Origin of the sequence: Chitinilyticum aquatile DSM 21506 (genome assembly GCF_000430805.1) — a bacterium.
In the GTDB taxonomy this organism is placed as follows: Bacteria; Pseudomonadota; Gammaproteobacteria; order Burkholderiales; family Chitinibacteraceae; genus Chitinilyticum; species Chitinilyticum aquatile.
The window spans coordinates 1-15778 of record NZ_AUMS01000024.1 but is presented as its reverse complement, the minus strand read 5'-3'; the positions used below and the strand labels follow the sequence as shown (position 1 = coordinate 15778).

The window sequence follows — 15778 nt, the reverse complement described above, 5'->3', positions numbered from 1 at the left end:
TCGCACCGATTGCGATGGAGCAGGGTCTGCGATTCGCTATCCGCGAAGGTGGTCGTACCGTTGGTGCTGGCGTCGTTGCCAAGATCATCGAATAAAAGCAGTTCACAGAGAAGAGCGGATTTGTTATAATTCTGCTCTTTCCGCAGGCGAGTAGCTCAATTGGCAGAGCACCGGTCTCCAAAACCGGGGGTTGGGGGTTCGAGACCCTCCTCGCCTGCCACAATATACGGGGCCGTTCCTTTGGGACGGCTCTATTTTATCGGTGCGCCGAAAAGAATATGGAAAGCGTAGACAAAATCAAAGTTTTTGTTGCGGTCTTGCTGCTGATTGCGGGTGCTGCTGCCTATCAGTTTGTGCCGGTTACCAATTCTGCCGTGCGTGTGGTGGGCTTGCTGCTTTCGGTGCTTGCTGCACTGGGGGTTGTCTGGTTCTCTGCCTTGCGCCGCGATTTTTTTGACTATGCCCGGGATTCCTGGAAAGAGGCAAAAAAAGTAGTTTGGCCGTCGAAAAAAGAAACCTGGCAGGTAACGCTGGTGGTGTTTCTTTTTGTCGGCGTTTTGGCGCTGTTCATGCTGATCGTCGATCAAGGTCTGACTTGGGTTTTTTATGACCTGATTCTGGGTCGTCACTGATCGCAATTGCTGAGGGTAGAGGCATGGGAATGCGCTGGTATGTAGTGCATGCATACTCCGGTTTTGAGAAGAGTGTGCAAAAGGCTTTGCGCGAGCGCTATGAGCGTGAGGGCTTGTCTCATTTGTTCGGTCAGATTCTGGTTCCGGTCGAAGAGGTTGTTGAAGTAAAGAATGGCCGCAAGGTGGTTGCCGAGCGCAAGCTCTTCCCCGGCTATGTTTACGTCGAAATGGAAATGACGGATGAATCCTGGCACTTGGTGAAGTCCACTCCAAAGGTGACTGGTTTCCTCGGTGGTGTGGGTAATCGCCCGTTGCCGGTCTCGGCTCGCGAGATGGAGGGTGTTCTCCGCCAGATTCAGGAAGGTGTCGAGAAGCCGCGTCCAAAGATTATGTTCGAGGTTGGCGAAATGCTTCGGGTGACCGAGGGGCCGTTTGCTGACTTCAATGCGACTGTTGAATCAATGGATTACGACAAGAGTCGCCTCAAGGTTTCCGTGTCGATTTTCGGTCGCGCTACACCGGTCGAAGTTGATTTCTCCCAGGTGGAGAAGGTCTGATTCACTGGGCGGCAATGCCGCCTGTTTTTGGGGAGTGCGTTACTGTCGTGCGCACGTTTGACCCGTTTTTAGGAGCTTAAAATGGCCAAGAAAATTATCGGCTACATCAAGCTGCAAGTGCCGGCTGGCAAGGCGAATCCTTCGCCTCCGATCGGTCCTGCACTTGGTCAGCGTGGTCTGAACATCATGGAATTCTGCAAGGCGTTCAACGCCGCGACTCAGGGCATCGAGCCTGGTCTGCCGATTCCTGTGGTTATTACTGCGTTTGCCGACAAGTCGTTCACCTTCGTGATGAAGTCGCCCCCGGCGACCATTCTGCTGAAGAAGGCTGCTGGCATCACCAAGGGTTCTTCCAAGCCGCATACCGACAAGGTTGGCAAGGTTACTCGTGCCCAGCTCGAGGAAATCGTGAAGACCAAGCAAAATGATCTGACTGCTGCTGACATGGACGCTGCCGTACGCATCATCGCCGGTTCTGCTCGTTCCATGGGTCTTGAAGTGGAGGGCGTGTAAATGGCTAAGGTTTCCAAGCGTCTTGCTGCCCTGAAGGCTACAGTTGATCGCAACAAGCTGTACGCTGTTGATGAGGCTATTGCCATTGTCAAGGCTGCTGCTACTGCCAAATTCAACGAGTCGGTTGATGTTTCCGTGAATCTCGGCGTTGATCCGCGCAAATCGGATCAAGTTGTTCGTGGTTCCGTTGTTCTGCCCAAGGGTACTGGCAAGTCGGTGCGTGTTGCCGTGTTCACTCAAGGTGCGAATGTTGAGGCTGCCAAGGCCGCAGGTGCTGATATCGTTGGCTTCGAAGATCTGGCCGAAAGCATCAAGGCTGGTAATCTGGACTTCGACGTGGTTATTGCATCCCCGGATGCGATGCGTATCGTTGGCGCCCTGGGTACCATCCTCGGTCCGCGTGGCCTGATGCCGAACCCGAAGGTTGGTACCGTAACGCCGAACGTTGCCGAGGCAGTGAAGAACGCCAAGGCTGGCCAGGTTCAGTACCGCACCGACAAGGCCGGTATCATTCATGCAACGATTGGTCGCGCATCTTTCGATGATGCCGATCTGAAGCAGAACCTGCTGGCACTCGTTGATGCCCTGCAGAAGGCTAAGCCTGCTGCGGCCAAGGGCGTGTACTTCAAGAAGCTCGCAGTATCCAGCACCATGGGTGTTGGTGTCCGTGTAGATACCGCTTCTGTACAGCAACAGTAATACGAATGAGCAGGGTCGTCCATTTTGGATGGCCCTGAACTGACTTTGGGCCCTGCCGCATGGCGGGGATTGTCAAAGACCGTAGGTGACCGGCGTGCCGGTCTTAATCCTGGTGACCAAACACCTGCCTACGTAGACGGTGTTCCCAATCAGACTGAATGAAATGCAATTGCAAATCTGCAGTCTCCTGAACATTGGTCGCCGTTTGAATTGGGTGGTGTGACCCTGTCGCACTGAACTGATAACCAATGGAGGTAGACCTTGAGTCTCAATCTGGAAGACAAGAAGGCCGTCGTAGCCGAGATCGCAGCAGAAGTTGCGAAAGCTCAGACTATCGTCGTCGCCGAGTACCGGGGAATTGAGGTTGCCAGCATGACTCAACTGCGCAAGCAAGCGCGTGAGTCCGGCGTATACCTGCGTGTTCTGAAGAACACGCTGGCACGTCGCGCGGTTCAGGATACTCCGTTTGCCGGTCTGGCTGACCAAATGGTTGGCCCGCTGGTTTACGGTTTTTCCGAAGATGCCGTTGCTGCAGCCAAAGTCCTGCACACATTTGCCAAGAAGGACGACAAGATCGTCATCAAGGCTGGTTCGTTTGATGGCAAGGTAATGAATGCGGCCGAAGTCGCTGCCCTTGCAAGCATCCCGAGCCGCGAAGAGCTGCTGTCCAAGCTGCTGTTCGTTATGCAGGCACCGGTTTCTGGCATGGCTCGTGCGCTGGGCGCCCTGGCCGAAAAGAAGCAAGCCGAAGCTGCTTAATTTCCCTTTTGCATTGATACAAGATTTCAGGAGTATTTAAACATGGCTCTGACCAAAGACGACATCCTCGAAGCCGTAGGCGCGATGACTGTTCTGGAACTGAACGATCTGGTTAAGGCGTTCGAAGAAAAATTCGGCGTTTCCGCTGCTGCTGTTGCTGTTGCTGGCCCGGCCGGCGCTGCTGCTGCTGCTGTTGAAGAGCAAACCGAATTCAACGTTATCCTGACCAGCGCTGGCGCTAACAAGGTTGGCGTGATCAAGGTTGTTCGCGAACTGACCGGCCTGGGCCTGAAGGAAGCGAAGGATCTGGTTGACGGCGCTCCGAAGGCTGTCAAGGAAGGCGCAGCCAAGGCTGATGCTGAAGCCATCGTGAAGAAGCTGATCGAAGCTGGCGCACAGGCTGAAATGAAGTAATCACCTCCGGGTGATCGCTTAAGGCAGGCGGAGTAATCCGCCTGCCCTTTTGCGTTTGTATCTGCTGAAGAATTCTTACAGCCGAATTTGTTCTGGTAAACGCCAAACCGGAAACCGCGTGTGCCATCCGGCGCCGTTTGCGGTTTGTCCTTTGCGCCCCACTCCATGGAGAGTTTATGAGTATGAAATACTCGTTCACTGAGAAGAAACGCATTCGCAAGAGCTTCGCGAAGCGGGCGAGCGTGCTTGAAGTGCCATTCCTGCTGGCTACGCAAATTGATTCCTACACCGAGTTCCTGCAGTTGGGTGTACCGATCAGTGAGCGTCGCTCTATTGGCCTGCAAGCTGCGTTCAGCTCGATTTTCCCGATCGTCTCGCACAACGAGAATGCACGCCTCGAGTTTGTTCACTATAGCCTGGGCGAGCCCCCTTTCGATGTGATCGAGTGTCAGCAGCGCGGCATCACTTTTGCTGCTCCGTTGCGCGCCCGCGTCCGTCTGGTCATCATGGACCGCGAAGCGGCCAAGCCGACCGTGAAGGAAGTCAAGGAGCAGGACGTCTACTTCGGTGAAATTCCGCTGATGACACGTAATGGTTCCTTTGTCATAAACGGTACCGAGCGAGTCATCGTTTCGCAGCTGCATCGCTCGCCTGGTGTGTTCTTCGAACACGACAAGGGCAAGACCCATTCTTCCGGCAAGCTGCTGTTCTCGGCACGGATCATTCCGTATCGCGGCTCCTGGCTGGACTTCGAATTCGATCCGAAGGATCTGCTGTTCTTCCGTATCGACCGCCGTCGCAAGATGCCGGTGTCGATCCTGCTGAAGGCCCTCGGCTATACGCCGGAGCAGATGCTGGCCGAGTTCTTCGATACCGATACGTTCTATCTCAATGAAGGCGATATTCACTGGGAACTGGTGCCGGAGCGCCTGAAGGGCGAGGTCGCCAAGTTCGATATCGTGACTGACGATGGCAAGGTGCTGGCGCAGAAAGACAAGCGCATCACTGCGAAAACCATCCGCGACATCAATGCTGCGGGGCTGACCCGTGTTGAAGTTCCGGACGAGTTCCTGCTTGGTCGCATTCTCGCGGTTAATGCCGTTGACCCCGATACCGGCGAAGTGGTTGCCAAGGCTAACGAGGAAATCACCGAAGAATTGCTGGTGAAGTTCGAGCAGGCCGAAATCAAGGAAGTTCGCGTCCTCTATACCAACGACCTGGACCAGGGGGCTTACCTGTCCATGACGCTGCGTACTGATGATGTGGCTGACCAATGGGCTGCACGCGTTGCGATCTATCGCATGATGCGCCCGGGCGAACCGCCGACCGAAGATGCCGTAGAAGCCTTGTTCAAGGGCCTGTTCTTCGACGAAGCGCGTTATGACCTGTCTGCCGTTGGCCGCATGAAGTTCAACAGTCGCGCCTATCCGGACAAGCATGACGAGCGCACGCCGGGTTGGCAGCGTCGTTTCTACGAACGTGTCGGCTCGCGTGGCCTGGAAGGCGCTGGCGTCCTGTCCACTGAGGACATCCTGGCAGTAATCGGCATCCTGCTTGAACTGCGCAATGGTCGCGGCGATGTGGACGATATCGATCACCTTGGCAACCGTCGCGTCCGTTCGGTTGGCGAACTGGCGGAAAACCAGTTCCGTGCCGGTCTGGTGCGCGTCGAGCGTGCCGTCAAGGAACGTCTGTCGCAGGCGGAATCCGACAACCTGATGCCGCATGACCTGATCAATGCCAAGCCGGTATCGGCTGCCATCAAGGAATTTTTCGGTTCCTCGCAGCTGTCCCAGTTCATGGATCAGACCAATCCGCTGTCGGAAATTACCCACAAGCGCCGTGTATCGGCTCTTGGCCCGGGTGGTCTGACCCGCGAACGTGCCGGCTTCGAAGTACGTGACGTACATCCGACCCACTATGGTCGTGTATGTCCGATTGAAACGCCGGAAGGTCCGAACATCGGTCTGATCAACTCGCTGTCCTGCTATGCCCGCACCAACGAATACGGTTTCCTCGAAACTCCGTATCGCCGTGTGGTTGATGGCAAGGTTACCAACGAGATCGACTACCTGTCCGCGATCGACGAGGGCAAGTACGTGATCGCCCAGGCCAACGCGGAAATTGCCGAAGACGGTTCGCTGATCGAAGAACGCGTAACCTGCCGCAAGCACGGTGAAACCACGACCGAATCGCCGGCGAACGTCCAGTATATGGACGTGGCTCCGAGCCAGATCGTATCGGTTGCCGCTTCGCTGATTCCGTTCCTGGAGCACGACGATGCCAACCGCGCGCTGATGGGCGCGAACATGCAGCGTCAGGCCGTACCGTGTCTGCGTGCTGCTGCACCGTTCGTCGGTACCGGCATCGAGCGGACCTGCGCGATTGACTCGGGTACCGCAGTGACCGCCATGCGTGGCGGCAAGGTCGACTACGTCGATGCGACCCGTATCGTGATTCGCGTGAACGATGACGAAGCCATGCCGGGCGAAACGGGCGTGGACATCTACAACCTCGTCAAGTTCACCCGCTCCAACCAGAACACCAATACCAACCAGCGTCCGATCGTGCAACGTGGTTCGCTGATTGCCAAGGGTGACGTGATTGCCGATGGCGCATCCACTGATCTGGGTGAAATGGCGCTGGGTCAGAACATGACCATCGCCTTCATGCCGTGGAATGGCTACAACTTCGAAGATTCGATCCTGATCTCCGAGAAGGTGATCGCTGACGACCGCTATACCTCGATCCACATCGAGGAGTTGTCGGTCATGGCGCGTGACACCAAGCTGGGTGCGGAAGAAATTACCCGCGACATCTCCAATCTGGCCGAGCGCATGCTGGGTCGTCTGGACGAGTCCGGTGTCGTGTATATCGGCGCCGAAGTTGAAGCTGGTGACGTGCTGGTCGGCAAGGTGACCCCGAAGGGTGAAACCCAGCTGACTCCGGAAGAGAAGCTGCTGCGTGCCATCTTCGGCGAGAAGGCTTCCGATGTGAAGGATACCTCGCTGCGCGTACCGTCCGGCATGTCGGGTACCGTCATTGACGTACAGGTATTTACCCGCGAAGGCGTCGAGCGCGACAAGCGTGCCCAGTCCATCATTGACGAACAGCTGCGCCGCTATCGCCAGGACTTGAACGATCAGTTGCGCATCGTTGAAAACGACATGTTCGAGCGTATCGAGCGCCAGATCATTGGCAAGATTGCCAATGGCGGCCCGAAGCGTCTGGCCAAGGGTACGGCGATTACTGCCGAATATCTGGCCGACATGCCGAGCAAGCATGACTGGTTCGACATCCGTCTGGCAGACGAGGAAGGTGCCCGCCAGCTGGAGGCGATGAAGGATCTGATCGCCCAGATGAAGGCCGAGTTCGAACTGCGTTTCGAAGACAAGAAGCGCAAGCTCACCCAAGGCGACGAACTGCCGCCGGGCGTGATCAAGATGGTCAAGGTTTACGTGGCTGTGAAGCGTCGTCTGCAGCCGGGTGACAAGATGGCCGGTCGTCACGGTAACAAGGGCGTGGTTTCCAAAATCCTGCCGGTGGAAGATCTGCCGTACATGGCAGATGGCTCGCCGGTCGACATCGTGCTGAACCCGCTGGGTGTACCGTCGCGGATGAACATCGGTCAGATTCTGGAAGTGCATCTGGGCTGGGCTGCCAAGGGCATCGGTCAGCGCATTGACGGCATGCTGCGCGAACAGCGCAATGTGGCCGAAGTGCGTGAATACCTGCAGAAGATCTATGGCAGCTCCGGCAGGCAGGAAGACCTCAGTGGCCTGAGCGATGACGAAGTACTCGATCTGGCCCAGGGCCTGCGTACCGGCATGACCTTTGCCAGCCCGGTTTTCGATGGTGCGAAGGAAAGCGAAATTCGCGAAATGCTGGAACTGGCCTACCCGAACGAAGATGCTCGCACCCAGCTGCTGAACTTCAACGACAGCAAGACTCAGATGCAGCTGTTTGATGGCCGCACTGGCGAGCCGTTCGAGCGCAAGGTCACTGTTGGCGTGATGCATTACCTGAAGCTGCATCATCTGGTTGATGACAAGATGCATGCTCGTTCGACCGGCCCGTACTCGCTGGTTACCCAGCAGCCGCTGGGCGGCAAGGCGCAGTTCGGTGGTCAGCGCTTCGGGGAAATGGAAGTGTGGGCGCTGGAAGCATACGGCGCCGCCTATACCCTGCAGGAAATGCTGACCGTCAAGTCTGATGATGTGAATGGCCGTACCAAGGTCTATGAAAACATCGTCAAGGGTGACCATCGTATTGACGCCGGCATGCCGGAATCCTTCAATGTACTGGTGAAGGAAATCCGCTCGCTGGGTATCGATATCGATCTCGAGCGCAATTGATCCGTGTGAGGTGTGAGTAGGGCGCTCCGGCGCCCCGCACCTGACTCTCACCCTCACAGGTGGGATCGCACGCTGTAGGTTAGGTTGGTGGGTATTGCCCTCTGGCCATTTTGATTAAATGGCTGTGGGGCTATACCCCGTGGTGTGTGGTCCCTCTCTTCTGGAGAAGAATTGATATGAAAGGCCTTCTCGAACTCTTCAAGCAAGTCGTTCAGGACGAAGAATTCGACGCGATCAAGATCGGGCTGGCGTCGCCCGAAAAGATCCGTACCTGGTCCTTCGGTGAAGTAAAGAAGCCGGAGACCATCAATTACCGTACTTTCAAGCCGGAGCGCGACGGTCTGTTCTGCGCCCGCATCTTTGGCCCGATCAAGGACTACGAATGTCTTTGCGGCAAGTACAAGCGCCTGAAGCATCGCGGCGTGGTCTGCGAGAAGTGTGGTGTTGAAGTCACCCTGTCCAAGGTGCGTCGCGAGCGCATGGGCCACATCGAACTGGCCTCGCCGGTTGCGCACATCTGGTTCCTGAAGTCGCTGCCGTCGCGTCTGGGCATGGTGCTCGACATTCCGCTGCGCGATATCGAACGCGTGCTGTATTTCGAAGGCTACATCGTCATTGAGCCGGGCATGACCCCGCTGACCCGCGGTGAACTGCTGACCGAAGAAGACTACTTCAACAAGGTTGAAGAGTATGGCGACGAATTCGTGGCCATGATGGGTGCCGAAGCGGTTCGCGAACTGCTGAAGGGCCTGAATATCGATCAGGAAATCGCCACGCTGCGCCAGGAACTGGAAAGCACCGGTTCCGAGACCAAGATCAAGAAGATCGCCAAGCGCCTGAAGGTGCTGGAAGCATTCGATCGTTCCGGCATCAAGCCGGAATGGATGATCATGGAAGTGCTGCCGGTGCTGCCGCCGGAACTGCGTCCGCTGGTACCGCTGGATGGCGGCCGTTTCGCGACTTCCGATCTGAACGATCTGTATCGCCGCGTCATCAACCGGAACAACCGCCTGAAGCGCCTGCTGGAACTGCGCGCGCCGGAAATCATCGTGCGCAACGAAAAGCGCATGCTGCAGGAGGCTGTCGATTCGCTGCTGGACAACGGTCGTCGCGGCAAGGCCATGACGGGCGCCAACAAGCGTCCGCTGAAGTCGCTGGCCGACATGATCAAGGGTAAGGGCGGCCGTTTCCGTCAGAACCTGCTGGGCAAGCGCGTCGACTACTCTGGTCGTTCCGTTATTACCGTAGGCCCGACTCTGCGTCTGCATCAATGCGGCCTGCCGAAACTGATGGCGCTGGAGCTGTTCAAGCCCTTCATCTTCCATCGTCTGGAAGTCATGGGTCTGGCGACCACCATCAAGGCTGCGAAGAAGATGGTCGAGTCGCAAGAGCCGGTGGTGTGGGATATTCTGGAAGACGTGATTCGCGAGCATCCGGTTCTGCTGAACCGCGCGCCGACGCTGCACCGTCTAGGTATCCAGGCGTTTGAGCCGACACTGATCGAAGGCAAGGCGATCCAGCTTCACCCGCTGGTGTGTGCCGCGTTCAACGCCGACTTTGACGGTGACCAGATGGCCGTTCACGTGCCGCTGTCGCTGGAAGCACAAATGGAAGCCCGCACGCTGATGCTGGCCTCCAATAACGTCCTGGCGCCGGCCAACGGCGAGCCGATCATCGTGCCGTCGCAGGATATCGTGCTGGGTCTGTACTACATGTCGCGTGAAGCCGTTAACGGCAAGGGCGAAGCTGAGCCGGATACCCAGAAGGCGCTGGAAGAGGGTTGCCTCGCATCCTACTTTGCCGATGTCAGCGAAGCGCGTCGCGCCTATGACAACAAGGAAGTGTCACTGCACACCAAGGTATTCGTCCGCCTGAAAGAATGGTTCAAGGACGAGAACGGTGAGTGGCAATACAAGCTGGTGCGCAAGCACACGACCGTGGGTCGTGCGATCCTGTCTGAAATCCTGCCCAAGGGTCTGGACTTCAGTCACGTCGACAAGGCGCTGAAGAAGAAAGAAATCGGCAAGCTGATCAATGCGTCGTTCCGTCGCTGCGGTCTGCGCGATACCGTGATTTTTGCCGACCAGCTGATGTATACCGGTTTCGGTTTCTCGACTCGCGGCGGCATTTCGATCTGCGTTGATGACATGCTGGTGCCCAGTGCAAAGATCGAGCTGCAACAGGCTGCGCAGAAGGAAGTCAAGGAAGTCGAAGAGCAGTACAACTCCGGTCTGGTAACCCACGGCGAGCGCTACAACAAGGTCGTCGATATCTGGGGCAAGGCGGGTGAAGACATTGCCAAGGCGATGATGGACAACCTGAAGACCGTCGACGTGACTGATCGTTACGGCAACAAGGTCAAGCAGGAATCGTTCAACTCCATCTACATGATGGCCGACTCCGGTGCTCGGGGTTCTGCTGCGCAGATTCGTCAGCTGGCCGGTATGCGGGGTCTGATGGCCAAGCCGGACGGCTCGATTATCGAGACGCCGATCAAGGCGAACTTCCGCGAAGGCCTGACCGTACTGGACTACTTCATCTCGACGCACGGCGCACGTAAGGGTCTGGCGGATACGGCTTTGAAGACTGCGAACTCCGGTTACCTGACTCGTCGTCTGGTTGACGTTACGCAGGATCTGGTCGTTATCGAGGATGATTGCGGCACCAAGAATGGTGTGAGCATGAAGGCGGTTCTGCAGGGTGGTGACGTGATCGAAGCGCTGCGTGACCGTATTCTGGGTCGTGTGGCGGTAGCTGACGTGATTGATCCGTCCAGCCAGGAAACCATCTACGAAGCCGGTACGCTGCTGGGCGAAGACGAAGTCGACACCATCGAACGCCTCGGCATCGATGAGGTGAAGGTTCGTACTCCGCTGTCGTGCGAAACCCGCTATGGTCTTTGCGCCAAGTGCTATGGCCGCGATCTGGGTCGTGGTCACCTCGTGAACGCAGGTGAAGCGGTAGGCGTTATTGCTGCCCAGTCGATCGGTGAGCCGGGTACCCAGCTGACCATGCGTACCTTCCACATCGGTGGTGCTGCATCGCGAGCTGCTGCGGCCAGTCAGGTGGAAAGCAAGTCGAACGGCAATGTGGCTTTCTCGTCCAATATGCGTTACGTCGCAAATGTGAAGGGTGATCTCGTGGTCATCGCACGTTCTGCCGAAGTGCTGGTGCTGGATGATCATGGCCGTGAGCGTGAGCGCCACAAGGTGCCGTACGGTGCCACGCTGCTGGTCAAGGATGGCGAGGCGATCAAGGCTGGCGCAGTGCTGGGTACATGGGATCCGCACACCCGTCCGATCATTACCGAATACGCCGGCCAGGTGAAGTTCGAGAACGTGGAAGAGGGCATTACGGTCGTCAAGCAGGTCGACGAAGTCACCGGTCTGTCCACGCTGGTCGTGATTGACCCGAAGCGCAAGGCAGGTGCAGCCAAGGGCGTTCGTCCGCTGGTCAAGCTGCTTGACGAATCGGGTAACGAAGTCAAGCTGACCGGAACGGATACCGCTGTAACCATCGGCTTCCAGGTTGGTGCGATCATTACCGTGAAGGATGGCCAGACCGTTGGCAAGGGTGATGTGCTGGCACGTATTCCGCAGGAATCGGCCAAGACCCGCGACATTACCGGTGGTCTGCCGCGTGTTGCCGAGCTCTTCGAAGCACGTTCACCCAAGGATGCCGGCATGCTGGCCGAGGTGACTGGTACCGTTTCGTTTGGTAAGGACACCAAGGGCAAGCAGCGACTGATCATTTCCGACCTGGATGGCCTGGCGCATGAATACCTGATTCCGAAGGACAAGCACGTCATGGTACACGACGGTCAGGTAGTGAACCGCGGTGAAACCATCGTTGATGGTCCGATCGACCCGCATGACATCCTGAAGCTACAGGGTATCGAGGCACTGAGCCGCTATATCGTGCAGGAAGTGCAGGAAGTCTATCGACTGCAGGGTGTAAAGATTAACGACAAGCACATCGAGGTGATTGTTCGCCAGATGCTGCGCCGTGTAATCATTACCGATGCGGGCGATACCTCCTTCATCCAGGGTGAGCAGGTCGAGCGTGCCGAAGTGCTGATCGCAAACGACAAGATGGCTGCCGAAGGCAAGGAGCTGGCCAAGTTTGACAACGTGCTGCTTGGTATTACCAAGGCTTCGCTGTCTACCGATTCCTTCATCTCTGCCGCATCCTTCCAGGAAACGACGCGTGTTCTGACAGAAGCGGCAATCATGGGCAAGGTTGATGATTTGCGCGGTCTGAAGGAAAACGTGATTGTTGGCCGACTGATCCCGGCAGGTACTGGCCTGGCTTACCACAAAAACCGCAAGCGCACTGCCGAGGTTGCTGTTGACCCGATGGCCCTGTTTGCTGAAGCGGCGGCTGAAGTAGCGATGGAAGAACAATCGTCTTCCGAGTGATTGCAGTCGGTGATTGACTGGGGACTTGAATTCTCCATATAATTCAAGTCTTTTTTCGGCGGCGACCCTTCTCGGGTCGTCGCTTGTTCCATTTCCGCGTGCGGAAATGCTTGGGCGCAGCGCTTTGCGCTGTGTTGTTAACCTGGTAGGAAAGAAACAATGCCAACTATCAACCAGCTCGTCCGTAAAGGGCGTGTTGCGGAAGTCTCCAAGAGCAAGGTTCCTGCTCTTGCAGCATGCCCGCAGAAGCGTGGTGTGTGCACTCGTGTGTACACCACCACTCCGAAGAAGCCGAACTCCGCTCTGCGTAAAGTGTGCAAGGTTCGCCTGACCAACGGTTTCGAAGTCATTTCGTACATCGGTGGTGAAGGCCATAACCTGCAGGAACACAGCGTGGTGCTGATCCGCGGTGGTCGTGTCAAGGATTTGCCGGGTGTGCGCTATCACTGCGTACGCGGCTCGCTTGATCTGGCTGGCGTTAAGGATCGTAAGCAGTCTCGTTCGAAGTACGGTGCGAAGCGTCCGAAGGCTTAAGTCTTTCAGCTTGTTCGTATCGTGTGGTCGATGGGCACGACCCTCCGGGTAAACCATCGAGTAAGTGGCCTGTTTTATGGCAGGCCGTGGGGATGACCCCGACTGAATGTCACATTAAGGAAGTATAAAATGCCAAGACGCAGAGAAGTACCGAAGCGCGAGGTTCTGCCGGATCCGAAATTTGGTTCCACTGAACTCGCCAAGTTCATGAACGTTGTAATGCTCGACGGCAAGAAAGCCGTTGCAGAGCGCATCGTTTATGGCGCACTTGCCCAGATCGAAAAGAAGGGTGGCAAGGATGCAATTGAAGTTTTCACTACCGCTATCAATAACGTGAAGCCGATCGTGGAAGTCAAGAGCCGCCGTGTTGGTGGCGCGAACTACCAGGTTCCGGTTGAAGTACGTCCTAGCCGTCGTCTGGCATTGGCGATGCGCTGGGTTCGCGAAGCGGCTCGCAAGCGTGGTGAAAAGTCCATGGATCTGCGTCTGGCCGGTGAACTGCTTGATGCGGCTGAAGGTCGCGGCGGTGCGATGAAGAAGCGTGATGAAGTTCACCGCATGGCTGAAGCGAACAAGGCTTTTGCCCACTACCGCTTCTAAATTGCGATCATTCATTAAGGAATAAGCCGTGGCTCGTAAGACTCCCATTGAGCGCTACCGCAATATTGGTATTTCCGCTCACATTGATGCCGGCAAGACCACTACTACCGAACGTATCCTGTTCTACACCGGTGTAAATCACAAGATCGGTGAGGTTCATGATGGTGCTGCCACCATGGACTGGATGGAACAAGAGCAGGAGCGTGGTATTACCATTACTTCCGCTGCAACCACTACCTACTGGAAGGGTATGGGTATGCAGTTCCCGGAACACCATATCAATATCATTGATACTCCGGGGCACGTTGACTTCACGATTGAAGTTGAGCGTTCCATGCGTGTTCTGGATGGCGCCTGCATGGTTTATTGTGCTGTGGGTGGTGTTCAGCCCCAGTCTGAAACCGTTTGGCGTCAGGCGAATAAATACAATGTGCCGCGCCTGGCCTTTGTGAACAAGATGGACCGTTCTGGCGCCAACTTCTTCCGCGCGGTTGAGCAGATGAAGATTCGCCTGAAGGCAAATCCGGTGCCGGTGGTTGTGCCTATCGGTGCTGAAGACACCTTCGAAGGTGTGGTCGATCTGATCAAGATGAAGGCCATTATCTGGGATGAAGCGTCCCAGGGTATGAAGTTTGAGTACGGCGACATTCCGGCGAATCTCGTCGATGTAGCTCAGGAATGGCGAGAGAAGATGGTCGAGTCGGCTGCTGAGGCCAATGAAGACCTGATGAACAAGTACCTCGAAACCGGCGAACTGTCGGAAGAGGAAATTGTTGCTGCGCTGCGTGCACGCACCCTGGCTTGCGAAATCCAGCCGGTACTGTGCGGTTCCGCCTTCAAGAACAAGGGTGTTCAGCGCATGCTGGATGCGGTTATTGAGTTCCTGCCGTCGCCGGTTGAAGTTGAGGCGATCAAGGGTACGGATGACCGTGGCAATGATGACTCCCGCGAGGCTTCGGATTCGGCTCCTTTCTCGGCGCTGGCTTTCAAGCTGATGAATGACCCGTATGTTGGTCAGCTGACCTTCTTCCGTGTCTATTCGGGTGTTGTGAAGTCTGGTGACTCTGTTCTGAACTCGGTGAAGGACAAGAAAGAGCGTATCGGCCGTATCGTGCAAATGCACGCCAATGACCGCAAGGAAATTGACGAAGTTTGCGCAGGTGATATTGCCGCGGCGATTGGTCTGAAGGATGTCACCACTGGTGAAACACTGTGCGACCTGGATAAGGTCATTGTCCTTGAGCGCATGGAGTTCCCGGAACCGGTAATTCACGTGGCCGTTGAGCCGAAAACCAAGGCTGACCAGGAAAAAATGGGTTTGGCGCTTGGTCGTCTGGCGAAGGAAGATCCTTCTTTCCGTGTTCGTACCGACGAAGAATCTGGTCAAACCATCATTTCCGGTATGGGCGAATTGCACCTGGAAATTATCGTTGATCGCATGAAGCGCGAATTCGGCGTCGAGGCTAACGTAGGTGCGCCGCAAGTTGCCTATCGTGAAACCATCACGACCGTTGCCAAGGATGTGCAGGGCAAGCATGCCAAGCAGTCTGGTGGTAAGGGCCAGTTTGGTGATTGTACGATCACGATCGAGCCGTCCGGCGAAGGTAAGGGTTACATCTTTATCGATGAAATCAAGGGTGGTGTGATTCCGCGCGAATTCATTCCGTCGGTTGATAAGGGTATCCAGAATACGCTGAAGTCTGGTGTTCTGGCTGGCTTCCCGGTGGTTGATGTTACTGTTCGCCTGACCTTTGGTTCCTACCACGATGTTGACTCTTCCCAGATTGCGTTTGAGCTGGCTGGCTCGATTGCATTCAAGGAAGCGATGCGTCGTGCTAAGCCGGTAATTCTCGAGCCGATGATGGCTGTTGAAATCGAAACCCCGGAAGAGTACATGGGCGACATCATGGGTGATATCTCATCCCGTCGCGGTATTCTGCAGGGCATGGATGACAACCCGGCAGGTGGCAAGATGATCAAGGCGGAGGTTCCGCTGTCCGAGATGTTTGGCTACTCGACCACTTTGCGCTCGATGTCGCAGGGTCGTGCTACGTACTCCATGGAGTTCAAGCACTATTCCGAAGCGCCGCGCAATGTCGCAGAAGCGATCATGAGCAAGAAGTAATTAGTATCGGTGGCTGAGCCCTCGGGCTTGGCCCTCTGCATATTCGCAATATCAAGGAAGTTATCAAAATGGCAAAAGAAAAGTTCGAACGGACGAAGCCGCACGTAAACGTAGGTACTATCGGCCACGTTGACCACGGCAAGACCACCCTGACCGCTGCAATCACCACCAT

Annotated in this window: 13 protein-coding genes and 1 tRNA gene; all 14 read left to right on the top strand. The window is 56.1% G+C overall.

All coding sequences use genetic code 11. The annotated features are described in order from the left end of the window. Nucleotides 1–95: EF-Tu C-terminal domain-related protein (locus H559_RS22325; RefSeq protein WP_081413055.1), on the top strand; the 95-nt coding region annotated here is incomplete at its 5' end. 49 nt (nt 96–144) lie between these two features. Continuing rightward, nucleotides 145–220: transfer RNA gene (locus H559_RS0112985), tRNA-Trp, on the top strand. A 58-nt stretch (nt 221–278) separates the two neighbouring features. Continuing rightward, entirely contained in the window at nt 279–632 is a 354-nt protein-coding gene (gene secE, locus H559_RS0112980) for a preprotein translocase subunit SecE (protein ID WP_028453040.1), read from the top strand. A gap of 23 nt (nt 633–655) precedes the next feature. Next, on the top strand, nt 656–1189 hold the full coding sequence (nusG, locus tag H559_RS0112975) for a transcription termination/antitermination protein NusG (protein ID WP_034641320.1): 534 nt from the start codon (nt 656–658) through the stop codon (nt 1187–1189). 81 nt (nt 1190–1270) lie between these two features. Then, nucleotides 1271–1702, top strand: a complete 432-nt coding sequence (rplK, locus tag H559_RS0112970; protein WP_028453038.1) for a 50S ribosomal protein L11 — start codon at nt 1271–1273, stop codon at nt 1700–1702. Continuing rightward, nucleotides 1703–2401, top strand: coding sequence for a 50S ribosomal protein L1 (rplA, locus tag H559_RS0112965; RefSeq protein ID WP_028453037.1), 699 nt, complete (start codon nt 1703–1705; stop codon nt 2399–2401). A gap of 261 nt (nt 2402–2662) precedes the next feature. Further along, the gene (gene rplJ / locus H559_RS0112960; RefSeq protein ID WP_028453036.1) at nt 2663–3160 is read left to right on the top strand and encodes a 50S ribosomal protein L10; all 498 of its coding nucleotides are present in this window, start codon (nt 2663–2665) and stop codon (nt 3158–3160) included. A 42-nt stretch (nt 3161–3202) separates the two neighbouring features. Continuing rightward, complete coding sequence (gene rplL / locus H559_RS0112955; protein WP_028453035.1) at nt 3203–3574, top strand: 50S ribosomal protein L7/L12; 372 nt, start codon at nt 3203–3205, stop codon at nt 3572–3574. A gap of 182 nt (nt 3575–3756) precedes the next feature. Continuing rightward, on the top strand, nt 3757–7929 hold the full coding sequence (rpoB, locus tag H559_RS0112950; protein WP_028453034.1) for a DNA-directed RNA polymerase subunit beta: 4173 nt from the start codon (nt 3757–3759) through the stop codon (nt 7927–7929). 176 nt (nt 7930–8105) lie between these two features. Then, on the top strand, nt 8106–12347 hold the full coding sequence (rpoC, locus tag H559_RS0112945; RefSeq protein ID WP_028453033.1) for a DNA-directed RNA polymerase subunit beta': 4242 nt from the start codon (nt 8106–8108) through the stop codon (nt 12345–12347). Nucleotides 12348–12506: 159 nt separating this feature from the next. Continuing rightward, nucleotides 12507–12881 (top strand): 30S ribosomal protein S12, encoded by a 375-nt coding sequence (gene rpsL, locus H559_RS0112940; RefSeq protein WP_028453032.1) that lies wholly within the window; start codon nt 12507–12509, stop codon nt 12879–12881. A 129-nt stretch (nt 12882–13010) separates the two neighbouring features. Next, a complete protein-coding gene (rpsG, locus tag H559_RS0112935; RefSeq protein ID WP_028453031.1) occupies nt 13011–13481 on the top strand; it encodes a 30S ribosomal protein S7 in 471 nt (156 codons plus the stop codon). A 28-nt stretch (nt 13482–13509) separates the two neighbouring features. Next, nucleotides 13510–15606, top strand: a complete 2097-nt coding sequence (gene fusA / locus H559_RS0112930; RefSeq protein WP_028453030.1) for an elongation factor G — start codon at nt 13510–13512, stop codon at nt 15604–15606. A gap of 68 nt (nt 15607–15674) precedes the next feature. After that, the coding region (locus tag H559_RS20375) for a GTP-binding protein (RefSeq protein WP_031274870.1) at nt 15675–15778 on the top strand (104 nt) is incomplete at its 3' end.

Coding starts and splice junctions, on each gene's coding strand:
- secE (WP_028453040.1), top strand. CDS start 279: ATGGAAAGCGTAGACAAAATCAAAGTTTTTGTTGCGGTCTTGCTGCTG.
- rplL (WP_028453035.1), top strand. CDS start 3,203: ATGGCTCTGACCAAAGACGACATCCTCGAAGCCGTAGGCGCGATGACT.
- rplK (WP_028453038.1), top strand. CDS start 1,271: ATGGCCAAGAAAATTATCGGCTACATCAAGCTGCAAGTGCCGGCTGGC.
- rplA (WP_028453037.1), top strand. CDS start 1,703: ATGGCTAAGGTTTCCAAGCGTCTTGCTGCCCTGAAGGCTACAGTTGAT.
- rpoB (WP_028453034.1), top strand. CDS start 3,757: ATGAAATACTCGTTCACTGAGAAGAAACGCATTCGCAAGAGCTTCGCG.
- rpsL (WP_028453032.1), top strand. CDS start 12,507: ATGCCAACTATCAACCAGCTCGTCCGTAAAGGGCGTGTTGCGGAAGTC.
- rpoC (WP_028453033.1), top strand. CDS start 8,106: ATGAAAGGCCTTCTCGAACTCTTCAAGCAAGTCGTTCAGGACGAAGAA.
- rpsG (WP_028453031.1), top strand. CDS start 13,011: ATGCCAAGACGCAGAGAAGTACCGAAGCGCGAGGTTCTGCCGGATCCG.
- nusG (WP_034641320.1), top strand. CDS start 656: ATGGGAATGCGCTGGTATGTAGTGCATGCATACTCCGGTTTTGAGAAG.